This window comes from Cohaesibacter celericrescens (assembly GCF_002866925.1).
Classification (GTDB): domain Bacteria; phylum Pseudomonadota; class Alphaproteobacteria; order Rhizobiales; family Cohaesibacteraceae; genus Cohaesibacter; species Cohaesibacter celericrescens.
Genome location: NZ_PKUQ01000001.1, coordinates 608,871 through 633,356, shown reverse-complemented (window position 1 = coordinate 633,356; position 24,486 = coordinate 608,871). Strand labels below are relative to the sequence as shown.

The following is a 24,486-nucleotide window of genomic DNA, read 5'->3' as shown; positions in this document are numbered from 1 at the left end:
TGATTGTCAACAGTGCCTGCTGCAACACTGCGATTGAAAGGAGAGCATCAGGCTCAAAATAAGGGATCAGTTGTCGGCCGATTCCCGCTTTCGGGTCGCCAGAACCGTCTCAAGCCAACCTGTTTCCATCTCGGGAACCGACCGCAGGAGAAGGTCCGTATAATCGTCATAAGGGGGCGTAAGAACCTTCGACTTGGGTCCAAACTGAACCAATTCTCCCTGAAACATCACCGCGACAGAATCGGCAATAGCACGCACGATAGAGATGTCATGGGTGATGAAAATATAAGACAGCTGGCGCTCCTTCTGCAAATTGAGCAGCAGCCGCAGGATGCCATCGGCAACCAGCGGATCAAGGGCAGAGGTCGGCTCATCGCAAATGATGATTTCAGGCCGGGCCGCCAGCGCGCGGGCAATCGCGACCCGTTGTTTCTGGCCACCGGACAATTCTGCCGGATAGCGGTCAATATAGCCTTCGCCCATCTCGATCTGATCGAGGAGGTCTCCGACACGTTTGTCCCGTGCCTCACCTTTTATACCCTCATAAAAGGTGAGTGGCCGGCCGATAATTTGCCCCACTGTCTGACGTGGGTTCATGGCTGTGTCTGCCATTTGATAGATCAGCTGCAAGCGGCGCAACTGGTCGCGGGACCGCCATTTGAGCGCAGGTGGCAACGGTTCTCCGTCGAGGATCACTTCCCCTTGCGAGGGGGGCAATAGCCCTGTTGCGACACGAGCAAGAGTGGATTTTCCCGAACCAGACTCGCCGACAATTGCCAGAGTCTGCCCTTTGGGTACATGGATCGAGATATCATGCAGCACTTTGTGCCCGCCCGTATAGGCTGCATGGATTGCCCTCATTTGAAAATAATGATCATCCTGATCATCAGCTTCGGTATGCTTGAGGCTTCGAACATTGACCAGCGCCCGGGTATAGTCTTCCTTTGGCGCGCTGATAATCTGCTCGGTGGCTCCATATTCGACCATATGTCCTTCGCGCAGCACCATAATGTCGTCGGACACTTGCGCCACCACGGCCAGATCGTGGGTGATATAGAGGGCTGCGGTGTGGGTTTCTTCTATGGCATGCTTGATCGCCGCCAAAACATCGATCTGGGTGGTCACGTCAAGCGCGGTGGTCGGCTCGTCAAAAACAATAAGGTCGGGATTGGAGCAAAGCGCCATGGCCGTCATGGCACGTTGCAACTGGCCACCGGAAACCTGATGGGGGTAACGTCTGCCAAATGTATCGGGATCCGGCAGACCAAGAATATCAAACAGATGGATGGCCCGTTGCTCTGCCTCTGGCCGTTTCATCAACCCATGCAGCAACGTCGCCTCAATCACTTGATCAATTAGGCGATGGGCGGGGTTGAAGGAAGCCGCTGCGGATTGGGAGACGTAGCAGACGCGCGCGCCGCGCACGGCCCGGATTTCACGCTTGCCAAGCGACAGAAGATCCTGACCATTGAGCCTGACTTCTCCACCGGAGATTTCCACCCCGCCACGCCCATAAGCAAGGGCAGAGAGGCCAATAGTGGATTTGCCCGCACCGGACTCTCCGATAAGCCCAAGCACTTTGCCTCTTTGTAGAGTGAAGCTAACATCTTCAACGATTGTGATGCGTTGTGGCGCTTCTCCGGGGGGAAAGCTGGTTGCTTCAATTTTGAGATTTCGAACGTCAAGCAAATCAGGCATCACCACGACCTCCTTTCAGGCTGGAGGTGCGGCGCAAGAGCCAGTCGACAACCAGATTGACACAGATGGTTAAAAGAGCGATTGCCGCTCCTGGCATAAGCGCGGCTGATATGCCGAAAATAATGCCATCCTTGTTATCTTTGACCATGCCACCCCAATCGGCTGCGGGGGGCTGAATACCAAGCCCGAGGAAGGATAGCGTCGACAGGAAAAGAATGGCAAAAGCGAACCGGAGACCGAACTCGGCCAACAAAGGAGACAATGTATTGGGCAGGATCTCGCGCAGGATGATCCAGATTGTGCCTTCACCACGCAGCCTTGCTGCCTCAACAAAATCCATGACGGCGACATCCAATGCCACCGCTCGACCAAGGCGAAAGACACGCGTGCTGTCCAATATTGCCATAACAATGATCAGCGTCGTTATATTCTGTGGCAGAGTGGCGAGGACGACCAGCGCAAAAATCAAGGTCGGAATGGACATCATCAGATCGTTCAGACGTGACAGGCCCATATCGATCCAACCACGGTTCACGGCAGCGATGAAGCTGAACACAATGCCCATGGTGAAGGAGAGTACTGTCGACGACAGGGCGACCAACAGGGTCGTTCGTGCGCCATAGATCAGGCGCGAGAGGATGTCCCGTCCCAGATTATCAAGCCCGAAAGGAAACTGGGCACTCATCGGGGCCCAGACGTCTCCCACCACTTCGGTCTCGCCATAGGGCGCGATGTAGGGGGCAAAAAAGGCGCAGATCAATGTGAGAGCGATGCCAGCCAGACCAATCCACGCGGTAAAAGGGATCTCTTTCAATTTCATCGTGGATGCCTCAAACGTGGATTTGCCAGAATGGCGAGAATATCGGCGACCATATTCAACGCGATATAGATGGCAGCAAAAATGAGGCCACAGGCTTGAACCACGGGTAAATCCCGCACGGTCACCGCGTCGATCATATATTGCCCCATGCCGGGATAAACGAAAACAACCTCAACCACCACCACACCGACGATCAGATAGGCCAGATTGAGCGCAACCACATTGATGATCGGGGCTAGTGCGTTGGGTGCGGCATGATGGATGATTGCGCGCAAGCCACTCATACCTTTCAGCTCTGCGGTTTCCATATAGGCCGAAGACATCACCTGCATGATCGCAGCCCGTGTCATACGCATCATATGGGCGAGCACGACCAGAACCAGCGTTGCCACCGGCAGAACAATGGCTTCAAGCCGTGAAAGAAAGCCCATGCCGTCATAGACAGTCGAAGGGAAAGCAGCTGTCGGGAACGTGACAACAAACAGCATGATCATCAGATAGCCGACGAAAAATTCGGGAAGGGATACGGCAGCAAGAGACAGGATGTTGATGAGCTTATCGGGTATACGATTACGGTAGCGTACGGCTATCAATCCCAATCCGACAGACAAGGGAACCGCAACAATGGCGGCAAAGAGTGCCAGAAACAGGGAATTGCCAAGCCGCCTTGATATCTGTTCACTGACAGACTGCTGGCTGGCCCAAGATGTGCCAAAATCACCTGTCAAGGCATTGCTGAGCCACTCGCCATAACGGGTCAAGAGTGGTCTGTCAATCCCGAGATCAACCCTGATATTGGCCACAGCTTCGGGTGTAGCTGACTGGCCGAGATAGGTTGTGGCAAAATCTCCGGGAAGGGCTTCAACGCCCACAAAGATCATGACTGTCACGGCCCACAGAAGCACAAATGACAACAGCAGCCTATGCAAAATGCGGAAGATCAGCGGAAAGCGTTGAGAGAGAGAGAGCAGAGGTTTGAAATGTTCGGACAGGGTCATCGTTGACCTTTATTGTTTTTAAATTTGGAGCCGTGGTAGTCCACGGCTCCGATCTCAAAGATGCCGAAGTGGCATCAGGCGTCGAGCCATACCCGACTGGCGATATAGCCATTGGAGACGTCGTTGCCGATATCGTGGACAAATCCTTTCATGGATTTGTTGGTCGCGTTGAGGAAATCATTAAAGACCGGGATGATGCTGCCTCCTTCATCGCGTACCATGACCGCCATATCATGATAGAGCAGTTTGCGTTTGGCATTATCGAGCTCTGAGCGTGCTGCCTTTAGCATTATGTCAAAATCAGGACGTTTAAAGCGAGAATCATTCCAGTCTGCCGTTGACAGATAAGATGTCGCATAACGCAGATCCTGGGTAGGTCGGCCACCCCAGTAGGTCGCGCAGAACGGTTTGGCATTCCAGACGTTGGACCAGTAGCCATCTGTAGGCTCGCGTTTAACTTCGATCTCAATACCTGCTTTTTTGGCGCTTTCCTGTAACAGAACCGCAGCATCAACAGCACCGGGGAACGCGACGTCGGACGTGCGTAATAGCACTGTGCCGTCATGACCTGATTTTTTGAAGTGGAAAGCGGCCTTGTCGGGATCATACATCCGCTGCTCAATGCCTTCGGGCGCCAGCGGATACGTTTCGTTGATCGGATAGTCATTGCCTATGGTGCCATATCCGCCAACAACCCGCTGGAGGATCGCTTCGCGGTCAACCGCATATTTGAGAGCCAGACGGAGATCATTATTATTAAATGGCGCTGTATCGCAGAACATCTGGAAACTATAATAACCCTTGGCCTTGGTGCGCAGAATTTCTAAATGCGGTACACGTTCAAGCAATTTGACGGTTTTTGGTTCCACAAAATTGATGAAATGAACCTGCCCGGAAGACAGGGCCGCGATGCGGGCGGTGTTGTCATTCATAACGATGACTTCAACGCTATCAACAAACCCGCGGTCTTCACGCCAGTCATTCTCGTTTTTCTCAAAGGTTAACCGGACGCCTGGCTCAAAGCTTTTGATCTTGTAGGGGCCGGTGCCAATGCCACTGTTGGGATCATCAAAACCACCATTGGGCTGTACCATCAAATGATAGTCAGTAAGCAGCAACGGTAGATCGGCATTTCCTTCTGCAAGGGTGATGACCAAATCGCCAGCTGTTTCCTCGACAGTCTTGATCGACCGCAAAAGCCCCAGCGCACCGGACTTGGATTTTTCGTCCGTATGTCGTTTCAAAGTGGCGACAACATCAGCCACTGTCATTGTCGAACCATTGTGAAACGGAACATCCTTGCGAATTTTGAAGGTCCAGACGGCTGCATCCGCAGAGGACGTCCAGCTTTCCGCAAGACCGGGCAAAGGTGCGCCTGTTTCGGGGTGGGATTCAACGATTTTATCGCCCCACACATGATTGGCCAAATAGCTAACCGTGCCTGCGGCGGCAGCAGGATCCAAAACATCAGTTGCAGCCCCGCCTTTCATGCCTAATTTTAGATGACCGCCGTGCTTGGGAACCTCTGCGGCCATCGCACTTTTAGGCAATAGAAGCCCCGATGCGCTCAGCACAAAGCCGGAAGCGGCTGATGCAGCAAGAAAATGACGGCGGGACAGACTCTGATCAATGACATGGTTTTTGGGAGGTGTCTTCTTGCGCATGGGTCTTCTCTCTCTGCTAGCATTTGGGCCGGTGCAAAAGGCGATATGGGTCACAAATGGAAAATACGAGCAAATGGCTTGCTGGTGTGACGCCAAAACCGGGCATAGGAAACGGTAAGCGCGCGATAATGTGTGATCAAAATCGCTAATCTGAGCCGCGCTGTTGCATGGAAAATAGAGTTTCCCTATGAAGTAAGCAACTTCGCGATTTTAAGCTATTTTACGCTTTTTTACGCGCATTCGCGTAATTAGCCTCTTTTGTCTATTCAACCTAAACAGGAAAGCCCCGTGCAGAAAAACTCCAGATTCTCCGAGAATCTCCGTTATGCCTGCAGCCAAAAGCAGTCTATTTCTCACGTATGCAGAGACGTCAAACTCAATCGTCAACAGTTTAACCGCTACATCAATGGAACCGCGCGGCCTGCTGCTTATAATCTCTCGCGGATTGCCCACTATTTTGGCCTTCAAGCCACAGATTTCGACAATGCCTCTTCCGTCTTTCGCTTGAAACTGTCCAGCGTGAAAAAAGGAATGGCCGAGAAGAACAAAGTCAACGATGGCTTCCCCGGGGATCTCAAAGCCCTGCGGCGATATTTAGGATATTATCAGACCTACCATGTCTCTCTTTCCTGGCCTGGATCCGTCATCTGTTCCTGCTGTCATCTGAGTGAGCATGATGGTCTTGTTTATTCTAAATCTATCGAGCGTATCAGAAATACCGAATGGGAGATCAAGCAGATCACCAAATACATCGGTCAGGTGGCCTATATGCGCGACAGACTATTTATAGTTGAAAAAACAGCGAGAGGGCAGCCCATCATATCGCAAACCACCTTGCTGCCTTTCCCTGAACATCAGCGGCTTTATCTTAAAGGTTTGAGCACAGGCATTTCATGGCGAAACGAGAATATGCCTTACGCGACACGCATGATTTGGCGCTCTATCGGCTCCAATCCCGATAAGCGCGTGATGTTGTCAAAATGCGGCATAGCGTCACCCAGATCGCGGCTCTTCTCGCCAACCATCAGAAAATTCCTTTTTGACGCTAATGGAGAGAGCGCAACGCTGACGCTGGCCTGACAAGATGGCAGTGTCAGACAAACCTGAGCATGCCCGGAGAGGGTCACGATCACGGTCTTTTATGCCGCACAAAGATCGCGCCACTCAGCAAGGGCGGCGTTGCGGTTCAGCTTGAAGTTTGATCTGCTATAGAGACTACGCTCCTGATTGAAATGGTTGTAGACTGACGCGTGGATGGAAACAAATTTCTGCAAAGTTCGCATGCGCCTGAAACGGATCATTGCTCGTTCCCTTCGCCGAAGCGGAAGGTGCGAATTCTCAGCCCTGTTGTTTCGCCAGCGGCCTGTGTCGTGCCGATCGTCGTTGCCTATTTCCTTCATCGCGGCACCGTAGGATCGCAACTTGTCTGTTACCAACGAAAGCGGGCGACCATGGCGTTTCATGACTTTCTTGAGGAATTTCAATGCTGCCTTGCGATCGCGGCACTTGGTGACGTAGGATTCCAAGACCTCTCCCTCGTGATCTACGGCTCGCCACAACCTCTCGGTGATTGCTACGCACTCACCTGCCGGTCAATGGATAGTGCGTTTCGCCATTGATTTTGACGAATACTTCGTCTAAATGCCACTGCCATTGCGACCAAGATAGCGACGTTTCAACTCGTTTATTTTGGATCTCTGACGCAAATATTGGACCGAACCTGTTCCACCAAAACCGGACGGTCTCATAGCTGATGTCGATACCTCGTTCATGTAACATGTCTTCGACATTCCGAAGGGAAAGTGGAAATCGCACATAAAGCATCACCGCAAGGCGAATGATCTCTGGGCTGGTTTTGAAATAGCGAAAAGGGGAGTGTTTTGTCATCCTACGAATGATAATTCACCGCCTTGCCCACCTCAAGCAACTTTGCTCTGACAATGCCCTTCCAGAAGCTGGCCGACCAACTCGCAGTAATCAAAGGCAGCTTTCTATTTTCGATTAGTGATGTGCCTGAGATCAGAGAGATCTTCAAAGGCTTCGAGATTGAGGAAGTCACGCTCAATTACACAGCAAGGAGCCAAGGGCAGAAAAAGGCCAAGGAATTGGTGATTGGGAACTGAAAAGACCCCATCTGCTCTGAGCAGACGTTCGTGCTAACTGCAGCAAAGGTCGGTTCAGGTCCGCTGTGCAGCCAATCGTTCGGACTGTTCCGAATAGCTGCTTATTCCTCTTCGAATTGAGTCGGTTTTAGAAGTTCAAAAGTGTTCCCAAAAAACATACGTTAAATTGATACAAAAATACCCGCTAAAAGCGGGCTATCTAACAGGAGGAGTTGTGCAAAGAAAAATGTCGACCTGTGCAAAGAGAAAAGGCGTGCCACAAATAGACCCTGTCACACTGCTGTCACACTGAGATGAGGATTTCTGCTCAAATCTCTTGACGAAGAATCCTGTAAGATTCATCATGAGAACCATTAAGGGGCTGATTTCTAAGGGGATATCTGAGGAAAATTTGGTAGCGGAGGAGAGACTTGAACTCCCGACACGCGGATTATGATTCATGAATTCGCTTGTTTAGTGCCGCTATAGCTTGAAACTGTTTGATACGCTTTGAGATAGATTCAACATAGTTAACATGTTGATTTTGAAATGTTATTTTTCTGTTCGGTGTGGTGTGATGTCGCAATTCTTGTATCAATTCGTCTCATCGCATTTCATGCAAGCACAGCCATTTTGTAGTCCCATGTAGTCCCATTACCAGCTTAAAGATGCTGAACCTATTTCCTCCTCGTCAACAAAAGATGAGGATATTATGAAAACCAAGCAGCTGCTTACCGACAAGCTTATTCAATCATTGGCCACCAATGAATCGCGTCTTCATATTACAGACACGAAAACGGTGGGTCTTAAAATCAGAGTGGCAAAATCCGGGCTTAAGTCATTTGCATTAATGGCTAGAGATGCAAAAGGGATGAACAGGACGATAACTCTCGGGCGTTACCCTGAAATTTCGCTGAAAAAGGCCCGCGAACTTGCTGACTATGCTCGTATTGAGATCAAGCATGGTCAGGTCAATCAAGCTTATGTAAGTGTAGCCCCAAAGCATGAGCGAACGACCTTAAGAGACTTGCTAGATGAGGTGGAGCCCATTTTTGCGGTAAAGCTGAAAGGTTGGAGGCTTCGTGGCAAACCCGGCTCACGTCCTGAGATGCGCAGCACCATTGAATGTGTCTTTGGAAGCCTCTTGGATAAGCAGGTTGAGTCAATTTCAGAAGAGCAACTCAGTGGCATTGTGAGTTCATATCGGCCTGTTCGACCATTGGTTGGCAAAGATACAGCTAATGGTCAGGTGTCGCGGGCTATGACGTATCTATCTCGCGTCCTAGATTGGGCTGCTCATCGAGGAAAAGATTTCATCAAGCTGGGCGCCGGAAGACCTGTTTCATTAAATGTGCCGGATATGAAAAAAATATCTGATCCTTCGAGCTCTGACCCAACGATAACAGGTAGGCGAGATCGGGTTTTGGATGTTTATGAGATCCGGGCAATTTATCCATTGCTGTCTTATCCGCCACATCTAACGCTTCGCCGTCAAAATATACCGCTCGAAAAGGACTTCGGGCCAATTGCCATGATGTTTCTTCTGTTGACTGTCTCACGCCGTGAGGAAGTTGCAAATGCTCGTTGGTCGCACATCAATTTTGAAAATGGCGTTTGGTTTAAGCCGGAAGTTAAAGAAAAAAATGTAGGAGTAAGGTCTCAACATTTGCCGCTTTCAACGGCAGCAGTCAATCTTCTTCGTTCTCTACCTGGTTCATCGAAGGGCGATCCTTCTGCATATGTTTTTCCAAACAGTGTTGGCGGTAAGCTTGGCAACTGGAACCGCATTTCAGAGAAAATCCAAACAGTGAGCAATACCCGGAACTGGACCCGCCATGACTTACGCCGTACGGGGGCTACGATGTTGAAGGAATTGCAAGTGCCCCTTCATATTGTTGAGGAGATTCTTGCTCACACCAACCCGTTTGCAAAGTCTGATGTGAGTGGGTCTGCCGTTCATTACATGGATGCGGTTCGAATTCTTGTCGATCTTGATGATCCGATTGTCGTTGCGCTCAATAACCTACACAAGGCACTGGAGTATATTGTGGACAAGGAATGACATGAATTGGCCAGAATATGTCATCGAAAAGATAATAGCCTAGGCAGGAAACGAGGTCTTCGTGTTGACTACCCGAATACGCTTGTGCCGTTGCCAAGAGGAAAATGATCTGGGAGAACAAAAAACAATGCAACGCCAAGGTGTCACTTGGCTATCATCTTGAAACCTTGCGCAGCGCGGGCTTTTCACAAACAGGGACTGTCTGGCAATATCTGAACAACTATGTCCTCGCTGGCTTTCGGTAGGTTTAGGGTGAGAAAATGGGCGGCCGCATGAAAGCACCCATGGAGCGTTGCTTCAAGGCAAATGGTTTTGAAGGTACGAAAAGATGCACCCCTGACACCTACAAGCTGTATAGGCCCTAAGAATTACGAACCCCGATAACAGTATTCTGCCACCCAAGCGTTGCTGCGTACTTCTTGCTCAATTAAATCCAAAACAAGTGTCCGGATAGCCTCGAACAGGCGATTGGACGGATAGTCGCGCCGGTATCCAAGGTAGAGCCGCCGGGTGAGTTGTGGCTCGATAATGCTGCGCGCATGCAAGGCCCCAGTGTCAAGATGATCACGGACAAACACCTGGGGCGCAATCGTACAGCCCAGTCCGGCAAGCATGCCATTTGTGATCCCGCTGATCGAGTTAAGCTGGAGTGGCGCATTTGCTTCAAGTCGACTCAGGAGACCCGGCCGGTCGATCAATGCCCGTGCAGAGGCCCCGTGACGCAACAACAAAACGGGCAGCTCTGACAACTCTGCAAAGGTTATCGGCCCACGGCTGTCGGAAATAATCGATGTACGCCCAACGCACAGAATATCTTCTTCAAGCACAGGCACAATCGTGATTTCAGGATTGCGATTTGGATTATAAAATAGTGCCATATCCACATCGGACGCCAGCAGCGCATTATGCGTACTCCCCGACAGTCCCTCTACGATTGAAAGCCTAACTTTTGGGAAATCTGACAGAACTCTGCGCATCAACGGCACAGAAATCCCCTTCATCACCGAAAAGGGCAGGCCAATTGCAAATTCGCCCGCGATCTCTTCGGCATTGTGCAGCATATCTTGCTCGGCGTTGCGGATCGACGCAAGGATGTGCCGCGCATGCGAAAAAAGGCGCTGCCCGGCGGCTGTTGGCTCCATCCCACGTGGTTTGCGCACAAAAAGAGGCGTGCCAAGCTCGGCTTCGAGTTTACCAATGTGGTGGCTAATGGCCGATTGCGCCACTGCAAGGTGGCTGGCGGCGTGAGACAGGTTTGCGTGTTCAAAAACGGCCACGAAATAAGTGAGCTGCTTAATATCCATAGTGAAGCGTTCTATACTATCGAACGCAGCCTTTCAAAGATTATATTATTCAGAACGCAAAGGCGACGTTACCTTGTGGTTTCTATTCCTCAAAGCTGATAGGTACAATGACTGCAAAACTGCCCCTAGAGAATATCCGCGTTGTCGAAATGAGCCACATGATTATGGGCCCCGCTTGCGGCATGATTCTGGCGCAGCTTGGTGCCGAAGTGATCAAGATTGAACCGTCTAAAGGCGACAAGACACGCAAATTGGGGGGGATGGGCACTGCGTTTTTTCCACTGTTCAATCGCGGCAAGCGGTCCGTGGTGCTTGAGCTTGAAACCGAAGAAGGCCGCACAGCGTTGGACCGGTTGTTGTCCAGCGCTGACGTTTTTATCGAGAATTTCCGTGATGGCCAGCTTGAGCGACAAGGCATCAATATCAAGGATCTTCGCACCCGGTACCCAGATTTGATCATTGCCGGGCACAAAGGCTTCCTTTCGGGCCCTTACGAACATCGGCCGGCACTTGACGAAGTCGTTCAGATGATGAGCGGTCTGGCAATGATGACTGGGTCGCTTGAAAAACCGCTGCGTGTCGGGTCTTCGGCAAATGATATTATGGGCGGTATGTTCGGCGTGATCGGCATTCTGGCCGCTCTGCATGAACGTAGCGCCACAAGCAAAGGCAAGGAGATCCGCATCGGCCTTTTTGAAAACAGCCTTTTCATGGTTGCCCAGCATATGGTGCAATATGATCTGACAAAGGCACCTTCGGTGCCGATGCCTCAGCGTGTCCACGCGTGGCCGATTTATGATATTTTTAAAACCCGCGATGCCCAACAGATTTTCATCGGCGTTGTGACCGATGGGCATTGGAAGGCGTTCTGCGAAACCTATGGGCTTGAAGCTTTCCTGACCGACACTCGCCTGCATGATGCCACCGCCAGGATTAGCGCCCGTGAATGGACAGTGCCAATCGTAGCGCGTAAGATAATCGAGTATGAGCTGAGTGCTCTGATCGACATGCTAGATCGACTGAACATCCCATTTTCTCCCATCAACCGCCCCGAGGATTTGTTCGAAGATCCACATGTATTACGCCACGGCGGGTTGGTTTCGGGAACCACCGAAGATGGTACACCATTTCGCACTCCCACCCTGCCGATCGAGATCGAGGGCGTTGGGCTGGGCGAGGGCCTTTCCGTACCTGCTTTGGGCGCCGACACCGATGCTGTTCTGCACGAACTTGGCTTGCGCACAGGACAAGCCGATGACTGATATCTACAAATTGTATCCGAAAGATAGGATCACCCTACGCGAGGTGGGGCTGCGCGATGGGTTGCAAATGGTCACACAATATCCCTCGACTGCTGGCAAGCAAGAGTGGATGAAGCAGGAATACGCATCCGGAATCCGGCATTTTGAATTGGGCTCATACTTGCCCAAAGACCGCTATCCTATGTTCGCCGATATTGATGATTTGACAGCGACGATTGATGCGCTGCCCGGTGCACACGCCGCGGCTCTTGTACCCAACCTTCGCGGCGCTAAGAATGGGTTTGCTAGCGGCGTGGCTGAGTTGCAATGTGTGGTCTCCGCCAGCGAAGCACATAACGAGGCCAATCTGAACTGCTCGCAGGAAACTACGCTCAGACAGATCGGTGACATTGTCGCCCAGCGTGACGCTATGGAAAATGGACCTATCATCGGAGTCGGTCTGGCGATGAGCTTTGGTTGTTCAATCTCGGGACATGTCGCCCCTAAATCCGTGTTGGACCTTGCGGAAAAATGCTATGCAATGGGCATCGATATTGTTTCGATTGCCGATACCGTTGGCTATGCGGGACCACACCAGGTCGCCCACCTCACGACAGAAATGCAAAGGCTGGCGGGCGACAAACACTTTGGGGTCCATCTTCATGATACGCGAGGCATGGGACTTGCCAATGCCGCGGCCGCAATGGGACAAGGCGCACGCGTTCTTGATGCGTCACTCGGTGGGTTAGGAGGCTGCCCCGCAGCTTTAAATGCCACCGGCAATATCGTGATGGAAGATTTGGTTTTTCTCTGCGAAACATCCGGCTTTGAGACAGGAGTTGATCTGGAGGCGCTGATTTCCGTTCGTCGCATTCTGGATCGAGAAATGCCACAGGAACCGCTTTATGGGTCGCTTGCCAAGGCAGGCTTGCCCAAAGCCTACCCATACAGTGCGGAGCCTCAAAACACATAGCGAAGACTTTAAAAGGGAGAGAGAAATGAAACTAATTACAGGAATAATGGCCGGTCTGGCGTTGATACTGGGAAATACAGGCCTCGTATCTGCCGCAGATACAACGGTAATGCGGTGCAGCCATCAGCTTCCACCAGCTCACCATATTGCTAAAGTGATCGATCGCTGGGCAGCCGAGATTGAAACCCTGTCCAACGGGGGGATCGACGTACAAGTGTTTGGAACCAACTCTCTGGTCGGGGCCAAACAAAACGCGACGTCAGTGGCCAAGGGCGATATCGAATGCGCCTTTTCGATCAACCCACAATGGGGCAAAACGCTACCATTGATGAACGTCACGCTTGGACCCTTTGCGGTTTCAAGTCTGGAAGCCTTACAGAAATGGGACGGCTCCGAGGCGGCTGGATTTCTCGAAGAAAAACTGCTCACCAAAGGTGTGCGTAATGTAACGTGGATGTTTACCACCAGGTCTACCGCAATCACATCCAATGGCGGACCACTGATTGCTCCGGGCGACTTTGATGGCGTGAAAATTCGCGGTCTAGGGCCGGTTCCGGACGCAGGATTTGTGGCGATGGGGGCCGCCCCTTCTGCAATGTCGGGTTCCAAGGTGTATCAGGCGCTGTCGACCGGCGTCATTGATGCCGGGCTGACAGATATATCCGCAGCCGTATCGCGCAAATATTTCGAAGTACAGGACCATGTTACTATCCTGCCGCTGTTTTCCATCTATTTCCACGGCTACGTAAATCCGAAATGGTATGATGGTCTTTCCGCTGCCAATAAGTCCGCTGTTGATGAAGCCGGTCACAAAGCCGCTGTCTGGGCGATTGAGGCATCCGAAGCCTCGGCTGCAGAAGCACCGGCTAAACTCTCCGAAGCGGGCATGGCCGTGCATATCGCAACCGACGCCGAAAGTGCGGCGCTTCAGGCCGTCATGGGCCCAGCCTTTGACAAAGCCTTTGGCGATGCATCAGGCGAAGACGGCAAAAAGCTGCTCGATCTCATCAGCAAAATGTGAGCCATAAGTTCAATGAATTTTGATGAAAACAATGGTGGGGGGGGCTTAGTTGCCCCCTCAAATCTAACGAGGCTGATTGGTGGGCTGGCTTTCATGGCCAGCATCGTGAGTGCGGCCTTGATTATACTCACTCTTGCCGTTACGGGATTTAGCGTGTTTCGCCGCTATTTTATCGGGCACCCGCTGACGTGGTCGGATGAACTCTCGGGCTTTCTGGTCGTGGCTATTGTGATGCTCGGAGCCGCCGAAGTCCTACGCAAAGGCGAACACGTCAGCGTCGACATTTTCTCGGAAAACGCTACCGGGCGCAAACGCTGGATTCTGGAATTCTGGTCAAACCTTTCGATCGCCATCGTCGCGGCCGTATTATGTGTCAGTGCCATCAACTCGGTGCAATTCTCTCTCATGTTCGGGATTTATTCAGACAGCTATCTTGAGGCACCCTTGTGGATTCCACAATCCTTCCTGGTGGTTGGGGCTGGGCTTTTGTGCCTGTTGGCCGCTGCGAAATGTCTCGATCTGATATTTGTGAGGAATCGGCCATGATGACATTCACTATTCTGGTCGTGTTGATCGCTATGTTGCTCACTGGCATACCAATATTTGCCGGGCTCGCGTTGACGTCGTTGGCGATTACCATCCTGAGTGAAGGTAGTATTTCATCTGTGGCCGACACAGTGTTTGCCAAACTCGACAATGGGCTGCTGACCGCTATTCCGATGTTCGCATTCATGGCGCATGTTATGATCCGGTCTAAAGTTGTGGATGATCTCTATGATGCGGCAAATGCGATGGTTGGTCATCTCAAAGGCGGCCTTGGCGTGGCCACCGTTCTTGCCTGCACAATTTTCGCAGCAATATCCGGATCAAGCGTGGCGACTGCTTTGACCATAGGATCGAGCGCTATACCGCAAATGAAGCGGTTCGGGTATCGCCCCTCGGATACTTACGGGGTGATTGCTGCGGGCGGAACGCTTGGCATTCTGATCCCACCGTCCGGCCCCCTTATTCTCTATGCTATTGTCTCGGAAACCTCGATTGGCGCGTTATTTATAGCCGGATTAATCCCGGGTATCATGATGGCGCTGCTGTTTGCTATTTATTGCATGGCCCAAGGCTATCTGCGCAAAGAAATCGAGGATATCGATTGGATCGGATGGAAGAGTTGCCTCGGGGCGATGCGTAAGTCATTCTGGTCCTTAATAATGCCACCACTGGTGCTTGGCGGCATTTATCTCGGGGTGTTCACCGCCTCCGAGGCAGCAGCGATTGGATCAATCTATGCGCTCTTTGTCGGTAGCGTTGTCTATAAAAATTTTGGGATTCGGGACTTGGCGATAACCGCCTATGATACTGTGCGAACCACCTCTATGTTGTTCATGATCTTGGCCGCCGCAGCAATGTTCGGGCATGCCGTGACCATCATCCGTCTACCGATCCAATTGATGGAAAGTGTGACGTCGATGGGCCTTGGCCCCATGCAATTTATCCTAATGATCATGCTCGTGATCTTCATCCTCGGGATGTTTCTGGAAACGATTGCAATTATCCTGATCACAACACCAATCATTTTGCCCGCGCTGATGGCTTTTGACGTCAATTTGGTTTGGTATGGTATTTTGCTGATGATCAACCTTGAGTTGGCTTTAATCACACCGCCGGTCGGAATGAATCTCTTTGTCATCAAGGGCATCGCCAAAGCCCCGTTGGCCGACGTCATTCGCGGGGCGATGCCTTATGTCATCCTGATGCTCATCGGCTTAGTACTGGTGCTGATATTTGAACCTCTTGCGCTGTGGCTGCCACGACTAGCGGGTTTTGGAAATTAGAACTTGCCTCAAAATTCGGTAGAAGGCTTTGCTGGATGAACGCGGTACCATTTTTGAAGGTAACCGACTTATGAAAGACCGGGGCAAGGCGGCCAGAGACGGACATCATAGCCCAATGGGCTCAGTCGCACTCTTTCCCGTCTGTTTAACATTAGAGTGCGGTGGCCCAATTAGGTTGATTTGCGAAGATAGATTGTATCCGGCCTGTTGATGAACACGCGGGTCTGGGGTTACGCTCGCACCGTGATCGCATTACCCGCAAGGTCGAAGCTGACCGTTTGGGCCGTCAGATTCTGGGGACGTAATATTTCCGTTCGCAGCAGGTCTCCTCACTCGTAACGGCTGCAGGATATTTGGTCGCGTTCTATTTTTTGTCGGTAAAACGGTGTCCATTCCCTGCCCGGTCCCGATCAATTGTGAATTCCTGAGATGACGATAGGAATTTCAATCATTATTGCGCTACTGCCCTCAGGACCAAGTTTAGACCTCGCCTGGTCAGTCCTATTCGCAAATTGCCCTTGATCTCGGCCGAGTTTTTCACCTCATGGGCGATAAGCAGGTGTTGTTGAGCATCAAATACTGATTTTCAACAAACTATTCACTGCCACGATTGTTCAACCGTTCAATCCCCTAAACGGAATCAGCTTTTCAAATCATAATTTCCGCGGCTGCATTGAGAATTAAATTCTCAATATGCCCTCCTATTGACAGGCTATATCTCGATTGGTCCCTTGTAATAAAAAAATAACTTAATAATCGATTTTCTTAATATATAGGCTCAACAATTTACAACCTATTCATTTTTGTCCATCAAAACATAGGTAATTATAATTACTTTTATTGTCGCGAGAAAGAGGCTTGTTGCCGTATGACGACGTCCCCAAATCTGCCTCATGACGAAATCGAGCGATTGGCTGCGCTTAAAAATTACGAAATTTTGAACACAGCTCCAGAAGAACATTTTGATCGCATTGCACGCGTTGCCGCGAAACAATTTGAGGCATCCATCGGCTTGGTCTGCCTTGTGGGAAGTACGCAACTTGAATTCAAAGCCGCATTTGGGACTGAAGCAACGGGTGCCGACCGTGGCGGTTCCTTTTGTTCCTACACCATTTTGCAGGATGAGGTCATGTGTGTGGCCGACGCAAGTGATGATAGCCGTTTTGCGTGCCATCCGTTTGTGACCGAAGGCCATAAAGTCCGGTTTTATGCTGGTGCACCGCTTATAGATTCAAATGGCTACAAATTGGGGACCTTATGCCTGCTAGATGATAAGCCCCGACATGAATTCTCCGAGATTGATAAAGCACGCCTGACTGATTTGGCATCAATTGCGGCGGCCAGTATCGAAATGCGTGGCGTAGCAGCTGACGCAAGAAACCAATTTGAAAGTCGGATAAAAGCTGAAAATAGCCTCGATTTAGTGGAGCATCAGCTTGGGTTGTTTTTCGAGCACGTCCCCATTTCGGTCGCGATGCTTGACAAGGATTTGCAATATATTGCTGCAAGCAAACAGTGGCGTGACACTTTCAAGCTTGGTGATCAGGATATTGTCGGCAAACGGCACAACATCCTTATGTCAAATCTACCGGGCAACTGGGCGCAACAATGGCAGCGCGGTCTTGATGGTGAAACCATAACTTTTGAAGAAGACAAGATGCCAACCGGTGAAACCGGATTTAGATGGGTGCGGAGGCATATTCAACCATGGTGTCATAAAGACGGCACCATCGGGGGCATAATCATTAGTATCGAAGACATTGATGATCAGAAGCAGGCCAGCATCGAGCTGGAACAGAGTAGACATTTTTTAGAAGCAGTGCTCGAAAATATCCAAGAAGGTATCGTGGCTTGCGATGCACAGGGAGCCTTGTCGATTTTCAATACTGCCTCCCGCGAATTTCACGGACTTGAGAGAGCGCCGATACGTCCTGAAGAGTGGGCAAATCACTATGACCTCTATGAGGCCGATGGCATCACACCGCTTCGAAAAGAACGGATTCCGTTATATCGCGCTTTGATGGGAGAGCTTGTCGAGTCTCAAGAGATCGTCATTGCTGCCAAAGGGCATGCGCGCAGGCAAATAGTGGCGACAGCATCCCAGATGCTTGATTCCGATAATAAACTACTGGGTGCCGTTGTTTCAATGCAGGACGTAACCAAGGAACGCATTGCTGAAGCCGGTTGGCGCGATGCTGAGGCACGATATGGCGCAATTTTCCATCATTCCTTTCAGTTATGTAGCCTTCTGGACCAAGACGGCATTGTCTTGGAGATAAATGATACAGCCATTGACTTCTTGGGATTGGAAAGGGATCAACTGGTCGGTCGACATTTGGCTGATAATGATTGCTGGCAGTTTGACGAAGCAACCGTGATCAGGCTGCAGGATGCTTGGAATAGGGCCAAGCATGGTGAATTTGTACGCTATGAATTGCAGATACAGGCCCAAAATGGACACAAGGTTCCCATCGATTTTTCCATAAAACCGGTTTCAGACAACTCCGGCAATATCATTCGTTTCATCGCGGAAGGTCGCGATATTTCTGATAAAAAAGAAAGTGAAACGCTGTTAAAGTTGGTCACTGACAATTTGCCATTTTTAGTCACCTATATTGATCTCGATCTTAAATTCAGGTTTGTCAATCAGACCGGAGCGGAATGGTATAATCTACCAGCAGGCAGTGTGGTCAACAAAGATGTCGCAGAGGTCCTGGATAGACAGCAACTGCTCGGTCTAAAGAAAAACCTGGCTCAGATGAAACTGGGCAATGATGTAACGATCGAAAGAGAAATTGCCTATCCGGATGGCAAAACCAGAAATGTTCAGGTGATTTATTCTGCGGAATGTGACCTCGCCGGCGAAATCCGTGGTGTGATCGTGATTGCAATCGACATCACCGATCGGAAACTGGCTGAAGATCAGCTAAAACGCAATAAAAGTGAGCTTGAGCTTATTCTCAACAATGTGCCTATGCGCATATTTTATAAGGATGATAACAATACTATTTTGCGACTTAATGAACCTGCAGCACAATCCATGGGGATGTCTGTAGCCGATGCAGAGGGCCGCAATACCTTTGATTTATTTCCCGAGTTTGCGCAAAAATATCTTGATGATGATCTCGAAGTAATCACGTCAGGTGAAGCAACGCTGGGCATCGTAGAAGAATATACGCCCAAAGACGGTCCTCGTGGTTGGTGCCGAACAGACAAGGTTCCTTACACGGACCCTGCTACGGGTGAGCAGTTTATTTTTGTGGCATCATCCGACATTACCGCGGAAATGAAAACAACGAATGCTTTGCGTACCAGCGAAGAGCGTTATCGTATGCTCTACAACAATACGCCGGTCATGTTGCATTCTGTCGACCCACATGGATCTTTGCTCAGTGTGAGCGATTTTTGGCTTGAGAAGCTTGAATACAGCCGTGAGGACGTTATCGGATGTGATGCAGCCTCGTTTTTCAGTAAAGACAGTCGAAAAATACTCAGCGAGAAAACACATCCCGCTTTTGTACAGAGTGGATTCTGCAAAAACATCGATGTTCAGATGGTATCTAAATCAGGCAAGACTATTGATGTGCTTTTGAATGCCATCGCCGAGTGTGATGACAATGGAGTTTTCAGCAAGTCACTCGCGGTCATCACCGATATTACCGACAGAAAAGCTATTGAAAGAAAGTTTGTTCAGGCTCAAAAAATGGAAACCGTTGGCCAGCTGACTGGCGGATTGGCACATGATTTTAACAACTTGCTCGGGGTCGTCTTGGGGAACCTGCAATTGATTGAACGCTCTGTAAGTCAGGATCCTAAAGCCGTGAAACGTGTAACAGCCGCTCTGAGTGCTGTCGACAAAGGGGCGGAGTTGACACGGCGGTTGCTGGCTTTTTCTAGACGACAGAAACTTGAAACTGAGGCCGTTGAAATCAACCCCTTGATTGAAAATGTATGCACTATGTTGAAGCGTACGTTAGGTGGTGCGGTAACGTTGGAATGCTGTCTTGGACGCGAAATTTCAATTATTGAAACCGATACGAACCAACTGGAATCCGCACTGATAAATCTGGCGATAAATGCGCGCGATGCGATGCCCAATGGTGGTTCGTTGACTGTCGAAAGCAGCAATATCACGCTGGACGAAGAATATGCGGCTCGGGAAAGCGAAGTTTCGCCCGGAGACTATGTCGTCATTGCCATAACTGATACGGGTTGTGGCATTGCTCCAGACCAGATTGACAAAATATTTGATCCATTTTTTACGACCAAAGATGTTGGCAAAGGCAGTGGTCTGGGACTCAGCATGGTTTACGGTTTTATCAATCAGACCGGAGGGCACATTCGCGTATATAGCGAGCTGGGTCGAGGAACAACACTGAGACTGTTCCTTCCCGCGGCGGCTAAGAAGCCTGAATTGGCCGTTGTTGCGGAAGAAAAAATAGTCGAGCATCATACTGGGCATGAGACAATTCTCGTCGTTGAAGATCAGACGGAGGTGCGCGAAATTGCCATCGCCTTGTTGGAAGATCTGGGTTTTACCACAATTGAAGCAGAAAATGGCGTCCATGCTTTGGACTTCATCCATTCACGCCCTGATATCGACCTTATGTTTACTGATATTGTAATGCCTGGTGGGTTAGGGGGGACTGAACTTGCAAAGGCAACAACAAAGATCCGGCCGGAATTACCCATTGTTTTTACAACAGGTTTCGCCGAAGCGGCCATCCTGCATGACGGAGAGGTCAAGGCTGCCACAAACTTGGTAACCAAGCCTTATCGTAGGGTTGATCTCGCCACAAAAATCCGTGCTGCACTGGATGCAAAGACTTCACCAGATTTCATCACAGCAGTTGATAATTGAGAATGAACATGAATAAAAAATTCAACTTGATTATCGTGGATGACGACGAAGGTATTCGTGCATTTTTTCGAGACGTCGCTGAAGATCTCTCCTTTTACGTGTTTGAATCTGCGGACAGTGAAGCACTATTTGAACTTATCGATCATATGGTTCCAGATGTGATCCTACTGGATTTGACATTGCCAGACGTTGACGGTGTTGAAATTCTCCGGCTTCTCTCTACTCGGAATTGCCAAGCGTCTATCATTCTTGCCAGTGGACAAGACAAGCGGGTCCTTTCAACCTCTCTGCGCGTCGGAGAGAGCCTTGGCCTGACTATGTTGCCCTCTCTTCAAAAACCGATTTCAGTGGCGTCTCTGGAGCAATCTCTCTCGAAGGTGAGGGTGGTGATGTCACCGAAAGTTCCCACAGAAAGAGCATACCAACCAAAACAACCATTGTTGATCACGAAACAAGAATTACAGCGAGCCATAGATGAAAATGAGTTGGTACTTCACTATCAACCCAAGGTGGAGATGCAAGTTTCTGATAGCTTTCCCGTGACAGGCTGCGAGGCACTGGTTCGATGGAACCATGCAATCCATGGCATGCTGTTTCCTGATGCCTTCATTGAATTTGCCGAAAATGAAGGGCTTATCGGGCAGCTAACCGAAGCTGTGATAAAAGGAGCTATTGCACAGCAGCAGCATTGGCGGTCGTTGGGAATTCAATGTCCAATTTCAATCAATCTGTCCCCTAAAAACCTCACCGATTTGTCATTGCCGAACCGCTTGGCGTTTATGCTTGATGAGGCGGGAATAGAAAGATCCCTTTTGGTTGCCGAAATAACGGAGCAGGCTGCCATGGCTGATCCTGACATGGCAAATGAGATACTTACTCGATTGAGGATAAAAAGAATTGACGTGTCGCTCGATGATTTTGGATCCGGTTATTCGTCGTTGGCTGAAGTCTATCGGATGCCTCTCTGCGAATTGAAATTTGATCGTTCATTGGTCAGGGACTTGGATCAAAATGATGATGCAAAAATGGTCATAAAAGCGCAAATGGCATTAGCCCGTTCTCTTGGGTTAATTGTTTGCGCAGAGGGCATCGAAACGCTTTCAACCGCTCGTTTTTTACAATCAATCGGGTGTGACCGAGGGCAAGGTTACTATTATTGCAAACCTCTGCCTTCTAAAGAAATTACAGAGTATTTGCGATTGAAAGTTGGTAAAACCAATAGAAAAAACGCTAGAAAAGCGGATCATGGATAACATTGGGTATAATAAAAACATGTTAAGTGTATTGGTCATTGAAGACAATAAAGAATTTCGCTTGCTTCTCCGAGATCTTCTCGAAGAAGCAGGCTGTCGTGTCGTTGAAGCAGAAGATGGGAAAGAGGGATTCGATATTGCGGAAAAAAATGACTTTGATCTGGTCATAACAGATATTCTGATGCCAAACCAAGAGGGCATAGAAACGATTATTGGATTAAAAAAGTTGAATCCTCTAAGTAAGATTGTCGCTATTTCTGGTGGTGGCGCTACCCAAAACATGACCTTTCTTGAACTGGCAAAGAAGTTGGGAGCTTATCGGACCTTACAAAAACCCTTCGGTCTGAATGTAATTGAGGAGATCATTTTTGAACTTACCTCCAAAAATTAAAAATAGAGGGCTTGCATCAGCAGACAGTCACATTTTTTATCGCCCTATTTGGCATGTGAAGGCCAACGCTTTGATGGCTTTTCGCCCTGAAGCTATATCGCAAGGCCAAGTCCGCACCCAAAAAGGGGATATGGCATTTCTAACGTCCGTTTTGGATGTGATTACCAAGAAGGACAAAAATGGACAGAATACGCTTGCTCTGCTGCCAATCCGTTTTAAGTTCCTGATTGATCAATCAAACAGGAAAGCTTTTCTCGAGATTCTGAAGATGCTTCAGATTGATATGAGAAACCGATTGGTGATAGAAATCAGCGAAATTCCGGCTGCTATTGAAGGGCAGGATTTGAAGCATATCCTCGATCCTTTTAAGGCCTATTGTCGCGGATTTATTTGTCTGTCCCCTATCGATGAAAGGAATTTTAGACGCTTCAGTTTTCCTGGTGTTTTTGCAACAGGATTTGATCTCCGTAACAACAACCGTGGCGAAGTTGAACTGATTGACCGGATAACAAGATTTGTCTCCCGCGCCAGCGCTCTTGAGTTCAAAGTTATAGGGCATGGTATCCAAACGATTAGCCTCGCCACAAACGCGGTCTGTGGGGGCGTTAATTTTTTAAGTGGTGATGCCATTCATGAGCCAATTCCGAGCGCAGATGGTGCTGTTCACTTTAAACCAGCTCACCTTTTCGGACTTGGACAGATTACCCTGGCAGGGTAATTACCGGATTTAAATGTAGTTGAGGGGCCTGTCAGAGGAAATTGACTTGAGACGGTTAGTGCGGTGACTCATCCCCGTAGGATGACAAAGCACTCTCCATTCCGCTATCTCAAAACAGCCCAAAGGTTATTCGCCTTGCTGTGATGCTCTAAGTTCAATTTCCACTTTTCCTTCGAAATGTTGAAGACCTTTTTGCACGAACGCGGCATCGACGTAAGCTTTGAGATGATCCGGTTTTGCTGGAACAGGTTCGGTCCAATATTTGCGTCAAAGGTCCTTAGGAAATGAATTGAAAGGTCGCACCCTTGGCCACAATGGAAGTGGCACTGGGATGAAGTGTTCGTCAAAATCACCGGCGAAGCGCACTATCTGTGGCGGGCCGTAGATCACGAATGCGAGGCCTCAACAGCAGACCAAATTTGAAGCTGAACCGTAGCGCTGCTCTCACTGAGTGTGTGGTCTTTATGCTCCCTAAAAGACAGTGATGATGGCCCTCGTGAACCAATTCAAATTTGCCTGACAGAGCCGTTCAGTTGCCAAATTATAAATTTTGAATTTTTTTGAACCCTTTCCGGATACGCCGCGACTGATGAGTATAGGCGCTGATGATCAACGCCAAACAAATTCAAAGCGACACACAAGATCTTCAATAAAAACAAATATCGATCCGGAGAAACATCATGTTCAAGAAAACCATTGCAGCCTTCGCCCTGATCGCAACCATCGCAACAGTGGCTCTGCCCACCAGCCAAGCGCAAGCGGCAGGCGGTCGCAACGCAGCCTTCGCGATTGGCGCCGTTACCGGCTTGGCCGTTGGCGCAATCGCACACGATGTCGCCTACCGCAATGGCCATCGCAATTACCGCCCGCACCATCGCCCAAACAGACATCACCGCGTTCATCACTCTGGTCGTCCAGCCCCATGGACGCGTGCTTGGTATCGATATTGCGACGCACGCTACCGGTCATTTAACCCACGTACCGGCTATTTCCGTGGTTATGACGGACGTCGCCACTTCTGCCGCTAGAAATGAACAGAACGATATCAAAATAGAAAGACCGCCTCTGTAGGCGGTCTTTTAGCGTTCAGCAGCGCACAGTGATCCAGACGGCATTGATGCTCAGAGGTGGTCCCAGTTTTTCGACCAGTTTGTAGCCGATATAAGGTGGATCTAGGTATCACATCAGGCTGCGATTTTCTCTATGGTTATTGTGGTGTCATATGCCTCGTTCGGGGTCAAGATGCCATGACTGGAATGAGGGCGTTCTGCATTATAATATGTAATCCATTTTGCAATGCCGATCCTTGCCTCCGATCCCGTCTCGAAAGCATTGAGATAGATGCATTCATATTTGATGGATCGCCAGAGACGTTCGATCATGCGATTATCAACCCAGCGCTCTCGACCGTCTATTACCGGCAGGTGATGCGAAGCATCACCGAGAGGCATTGAGATTTTTACATCTGCATCAGTCAATGTCTGGATCCAGTCGGAACTGGTGAACTGGGATCCTTGATCAGAATTCATAATTTCCGGGACCACCTCTTAG

General features: G+C 49.7%; 18 protein-coding genes and 2 pseudogenes. 13 read left to right on the top strand and 7 right to left on the bottom strand.

Annotated features, from left to right (window positions below; translation table 11 throughout):
- Positions 1 to 66 precede the first annotated feature (66 nt).
- From C0081_RS03045 to C0081_RS03030, 4 genes are all read right to left on the bottom strand, one after another.
- A complete protein-coding gene (locus tag C0081_RS03045; protein ID WP_101532293.1) occupies positions 67 to 1,698 on the bottom strand; it encodes an ABC transporter ATP-binding protein in 1,632 nt (543 codons plus the stop codon).
- Complete coding sequence (locus tag C0081_RS03040) at positions 1,691 to 2,518, bottom strand: ABC transporter permease (protein ID WP_101532292.1); 828 nt, start codon at positions 2,516 to 2,518, stop codon at positions 1,691 to 1,693. Before C0081_RS03040 ends, C0081_RS03045 begins: the two co-directional genes overlap by 8 nt.
- Positions 2,515 to 3,516: an ABC transporter permease gene (locus C0081_RS03035; RefSeq protein WP_101532291.1), complete on the bottom strand. Its 1,002-nt coding sequence runs from the start codon at positions 3,514 to 3,516 to the stop codon at positions 2,515 to 2,517. Before C0081_RS03035 ends, C0081_RS03040 begins: the two co-directional genes overlap by 4 nt.
- A gap of 74 nt (positions 3,517 to 3,590) precedes the next feature.
- Entirely contained in the window at positions 3,591 to 5,180 is a 1,590-nt protein-coding gene (locus C0081_RS03030) for an ABC transporter substrate-binding protein (protein WP_101532290.1), read from the bottom strand.
- 288 nt (positions 5,181 to 5,468) lie between these two features.
- Between C0081_RS03030 and C0081_RS03025 the strand changes: the two genes are divergently transcribed.
- Positions 5,469 to 6,260 (top strand): helix-turn-helix domain-containing protein, encoded by a 792-nt coding sequence (locus C0081_RS03025; RefSeq protein ID WP_101532289.1) that lies wholly within the window; start codon positions 5,469 to 5,471, stop codon positions 6,258 to 6,260.
- A 59-nt stretch (positions 6,261 to 6,319) separates the two neighbouring features.
- On the opposite strand, the pseudogene C0081_RS03020 reads toward C0081_RS03025, so the two are convergent.
- Positions 6,320 to 7,067, bottom strand: a pseudogene (locus tag C0081_RS03020) (IS6 family transposase).
- A gap of 927 nt (positions 7,068 to 7,994) precedes the next feature.
- On the opposite strand from C0081_RS03020, the gene C0081_RS03010 reads away from it, so the two are divergent.
- Positions 7,995 to 9,344 carry a tyrosine-type recombinase/integrase gene (locus tag C0081_RS03010; RefSeq protein WP_101532288.1) on the top strand — a complete coding sequence of 450 codons (1,350 nt, stop codon included), beginning with the start codon at positions 7,995 to 7,997 and terminating at the stop codon, positions 9,342 to 9,344.
- A 368-nt stretch (positions 9,345 to 9,712) separates the two neighbouring features.
- Here C0081_RS03010 and C0081_RS03005 read toward each other — a convergent pair whose 3' ends face one another.
- A complete protein-coding gene (locus C0081_RS03005; protein WP_101532287.1) occupies positions 9,713 to 10,648 on the bottom strand; it encodes a LysR family transcriptional regulator in 936 nt (311 codons plus the stop codon).
- 107 nt (positions 10,649 to 10,755) lie between these two features.
- On the opposite strand from C0081_RS03005, the gene C0081_RS03000 reads away from it, so the two are divergent.
- The 11 genes from C0081_RS03000 to C0081_RS23815 all read left to right on the top strand — a co-directional run bounded on the left by C0081_RS03000 (position 10,756) and on the right by C0081_RS23815 (position 23,963).
- On the top strand, positions 10,756 to 11,910 hold the full coding sequence (locus C0081_RS03000; protein WP_101532286.1) for a CaiB/BaiF CoA transferase family protein: 1,155 nt from the start codon (positions 10,756 to 10,758) through the stop codon (positions 11,908 to 11,910).
- Positions 11,903 to 12,862 carry a hydroxymethylglutaryl-CoA lyase gene (locus C0081_RS02995; protein WP_101532285.1) on the top strand — a complete coding sequence of 320 codons (960 nt, stop codon included), beginning with the start codon at positions 11,903 to 11,905 and terminating at the stop codon, positions 12,860 to 12,862. Before C0081_RS03000 ends, C0081_RS02995 begins: the two co-directional genes overlap by 8 nt.
- Before the next feature lie 25 nt (positions 12,863 to 12,887).
- Positions 12,888 to 13,883 (top strand): TRAP transporter substrate-binding protein DctP, encoded by a 996-nt coding sequence (gene dctP / locus C0081_RS02990; RefSeq protein WP_210200364.1) that lies wholly within the window; start codon positions 12,888 to 12,890, stop codon positions 13,881 to 13,883.
- Between the two features lie 93 nt (positions 13,884 to 13,976).
- Entirely contained in the window at positions 13,977 to 14,429 is a 453-nt protein-coding gene (locus tag C0081_RS02985) for a TRAP transporter small permease (RefSeq protein ID WP_180966734.1), read from the top strand.
- On the top strand, positions 14,426 to 15,712 hold the full coding sequence (locus C0081_RS02980) for a TRAP transporter large permease (RefSeq protein ID WP_101532282.1): 1,287 nt from the start codon (positions 14,426 to 14,428) through the stop codon (positions 15,710 to 15,712). The genes C0081_RS02985 and C0081_RS02980 overlap by 4 nt, the downstream gene beginning before the upstream one ends.
- Positions 15,713 to 16,580: 868 nt before the next feature.
- The gene (locus C0081_RS02975) at positions 16,581 to 20,573 is read left to right on the top strand and encodes a PAS domain-containing protein (RefSeq protein ID WP_101532281.1); all 3,993 of its coding nucleotides are present in this window, start codon (positions 16,581 to 16,583) and stop codon (positions 20,571 to 20,573) included.
- Positions 20,574 to 20,581: 8 nt separating this feature from the next.
- Entirely contained in the window at positions 20,582 to 21,826 is a 1,245-nt protein-coding gene (locus C0081_RS02970; RefSeq protein ID WP_180966733.1) for an EAL domain-containing response regulator, read from the top strand.
- Positions 21,819 to 22,217, top strand: coding sequence for a response regulator (locus tag C0081_RS02965; protein WP_101532279.1), 399 nt, complete (start codon positions 21,819 to 21,821; stop codon positions 22,215 to 22,217). The genes C0081_RS02970 and C0081_RS02965 overlap by 8 nt, the downstream gene beginning before the upstream one ends.
- The gene (locus C0081_RS02960; RefSeq protein WP_101532278.1) at positions 22,195 to 22,935 is read left to right on the top strand and encodes a hypothetical protein; all 741 of its coding nucleotides are present in this window, start codon (positions 22,195 to 22,197) and stop codon (positions 22,933 to 22,935) included. The genes C0081_RS02965 and C0081_RS02960 overlap by 23 nt, the downstream gene beginning before the upstream one ends.
- Before the next feature lie 288 nt (positions 22,936 to 23,223).
- Positions 23,224 to 23,358 carry a DDE-type integrase/transposase/recombinase gene (locus tag C0081_RS23820; RefSeq protein WP_101532277.1) on the top strand — a complete coding sequence of 45 codons (135 nt, stop codon included), beginning with the start codon at positions 23,224 to 23,226 and terminating at the stop codon, positions 23,356 to 23,358.
- Between the two features lie 257 nt (positions 23,359 to 23,615).
- On the top strand, positions 23,616 to 23,963 hold the full coding sequence (locus C0081_RS23815) for a BA14K family protein (RefSeq protein WP_101532276.1): 348 nt from the start codon (positions 23,616 to 23,618) through the stop codon (positions 23,961 to 23,963).
- Positions 23,964 to 24,119: 156 nt separating this feature from the next.
- On the opposite strand, the pseudogene C0081_RS02945 reads toward C0081_RS23815, so the two are convergent.
- Positions 24,120 to 24,473: pseudogene (locus tag C0081_RS02945) on the bottom strand (transposase); the annotation flags it as partial.
- Between the last annotated feature and the right edge of the window lie 13 nt (positions 24,474 to 24,486).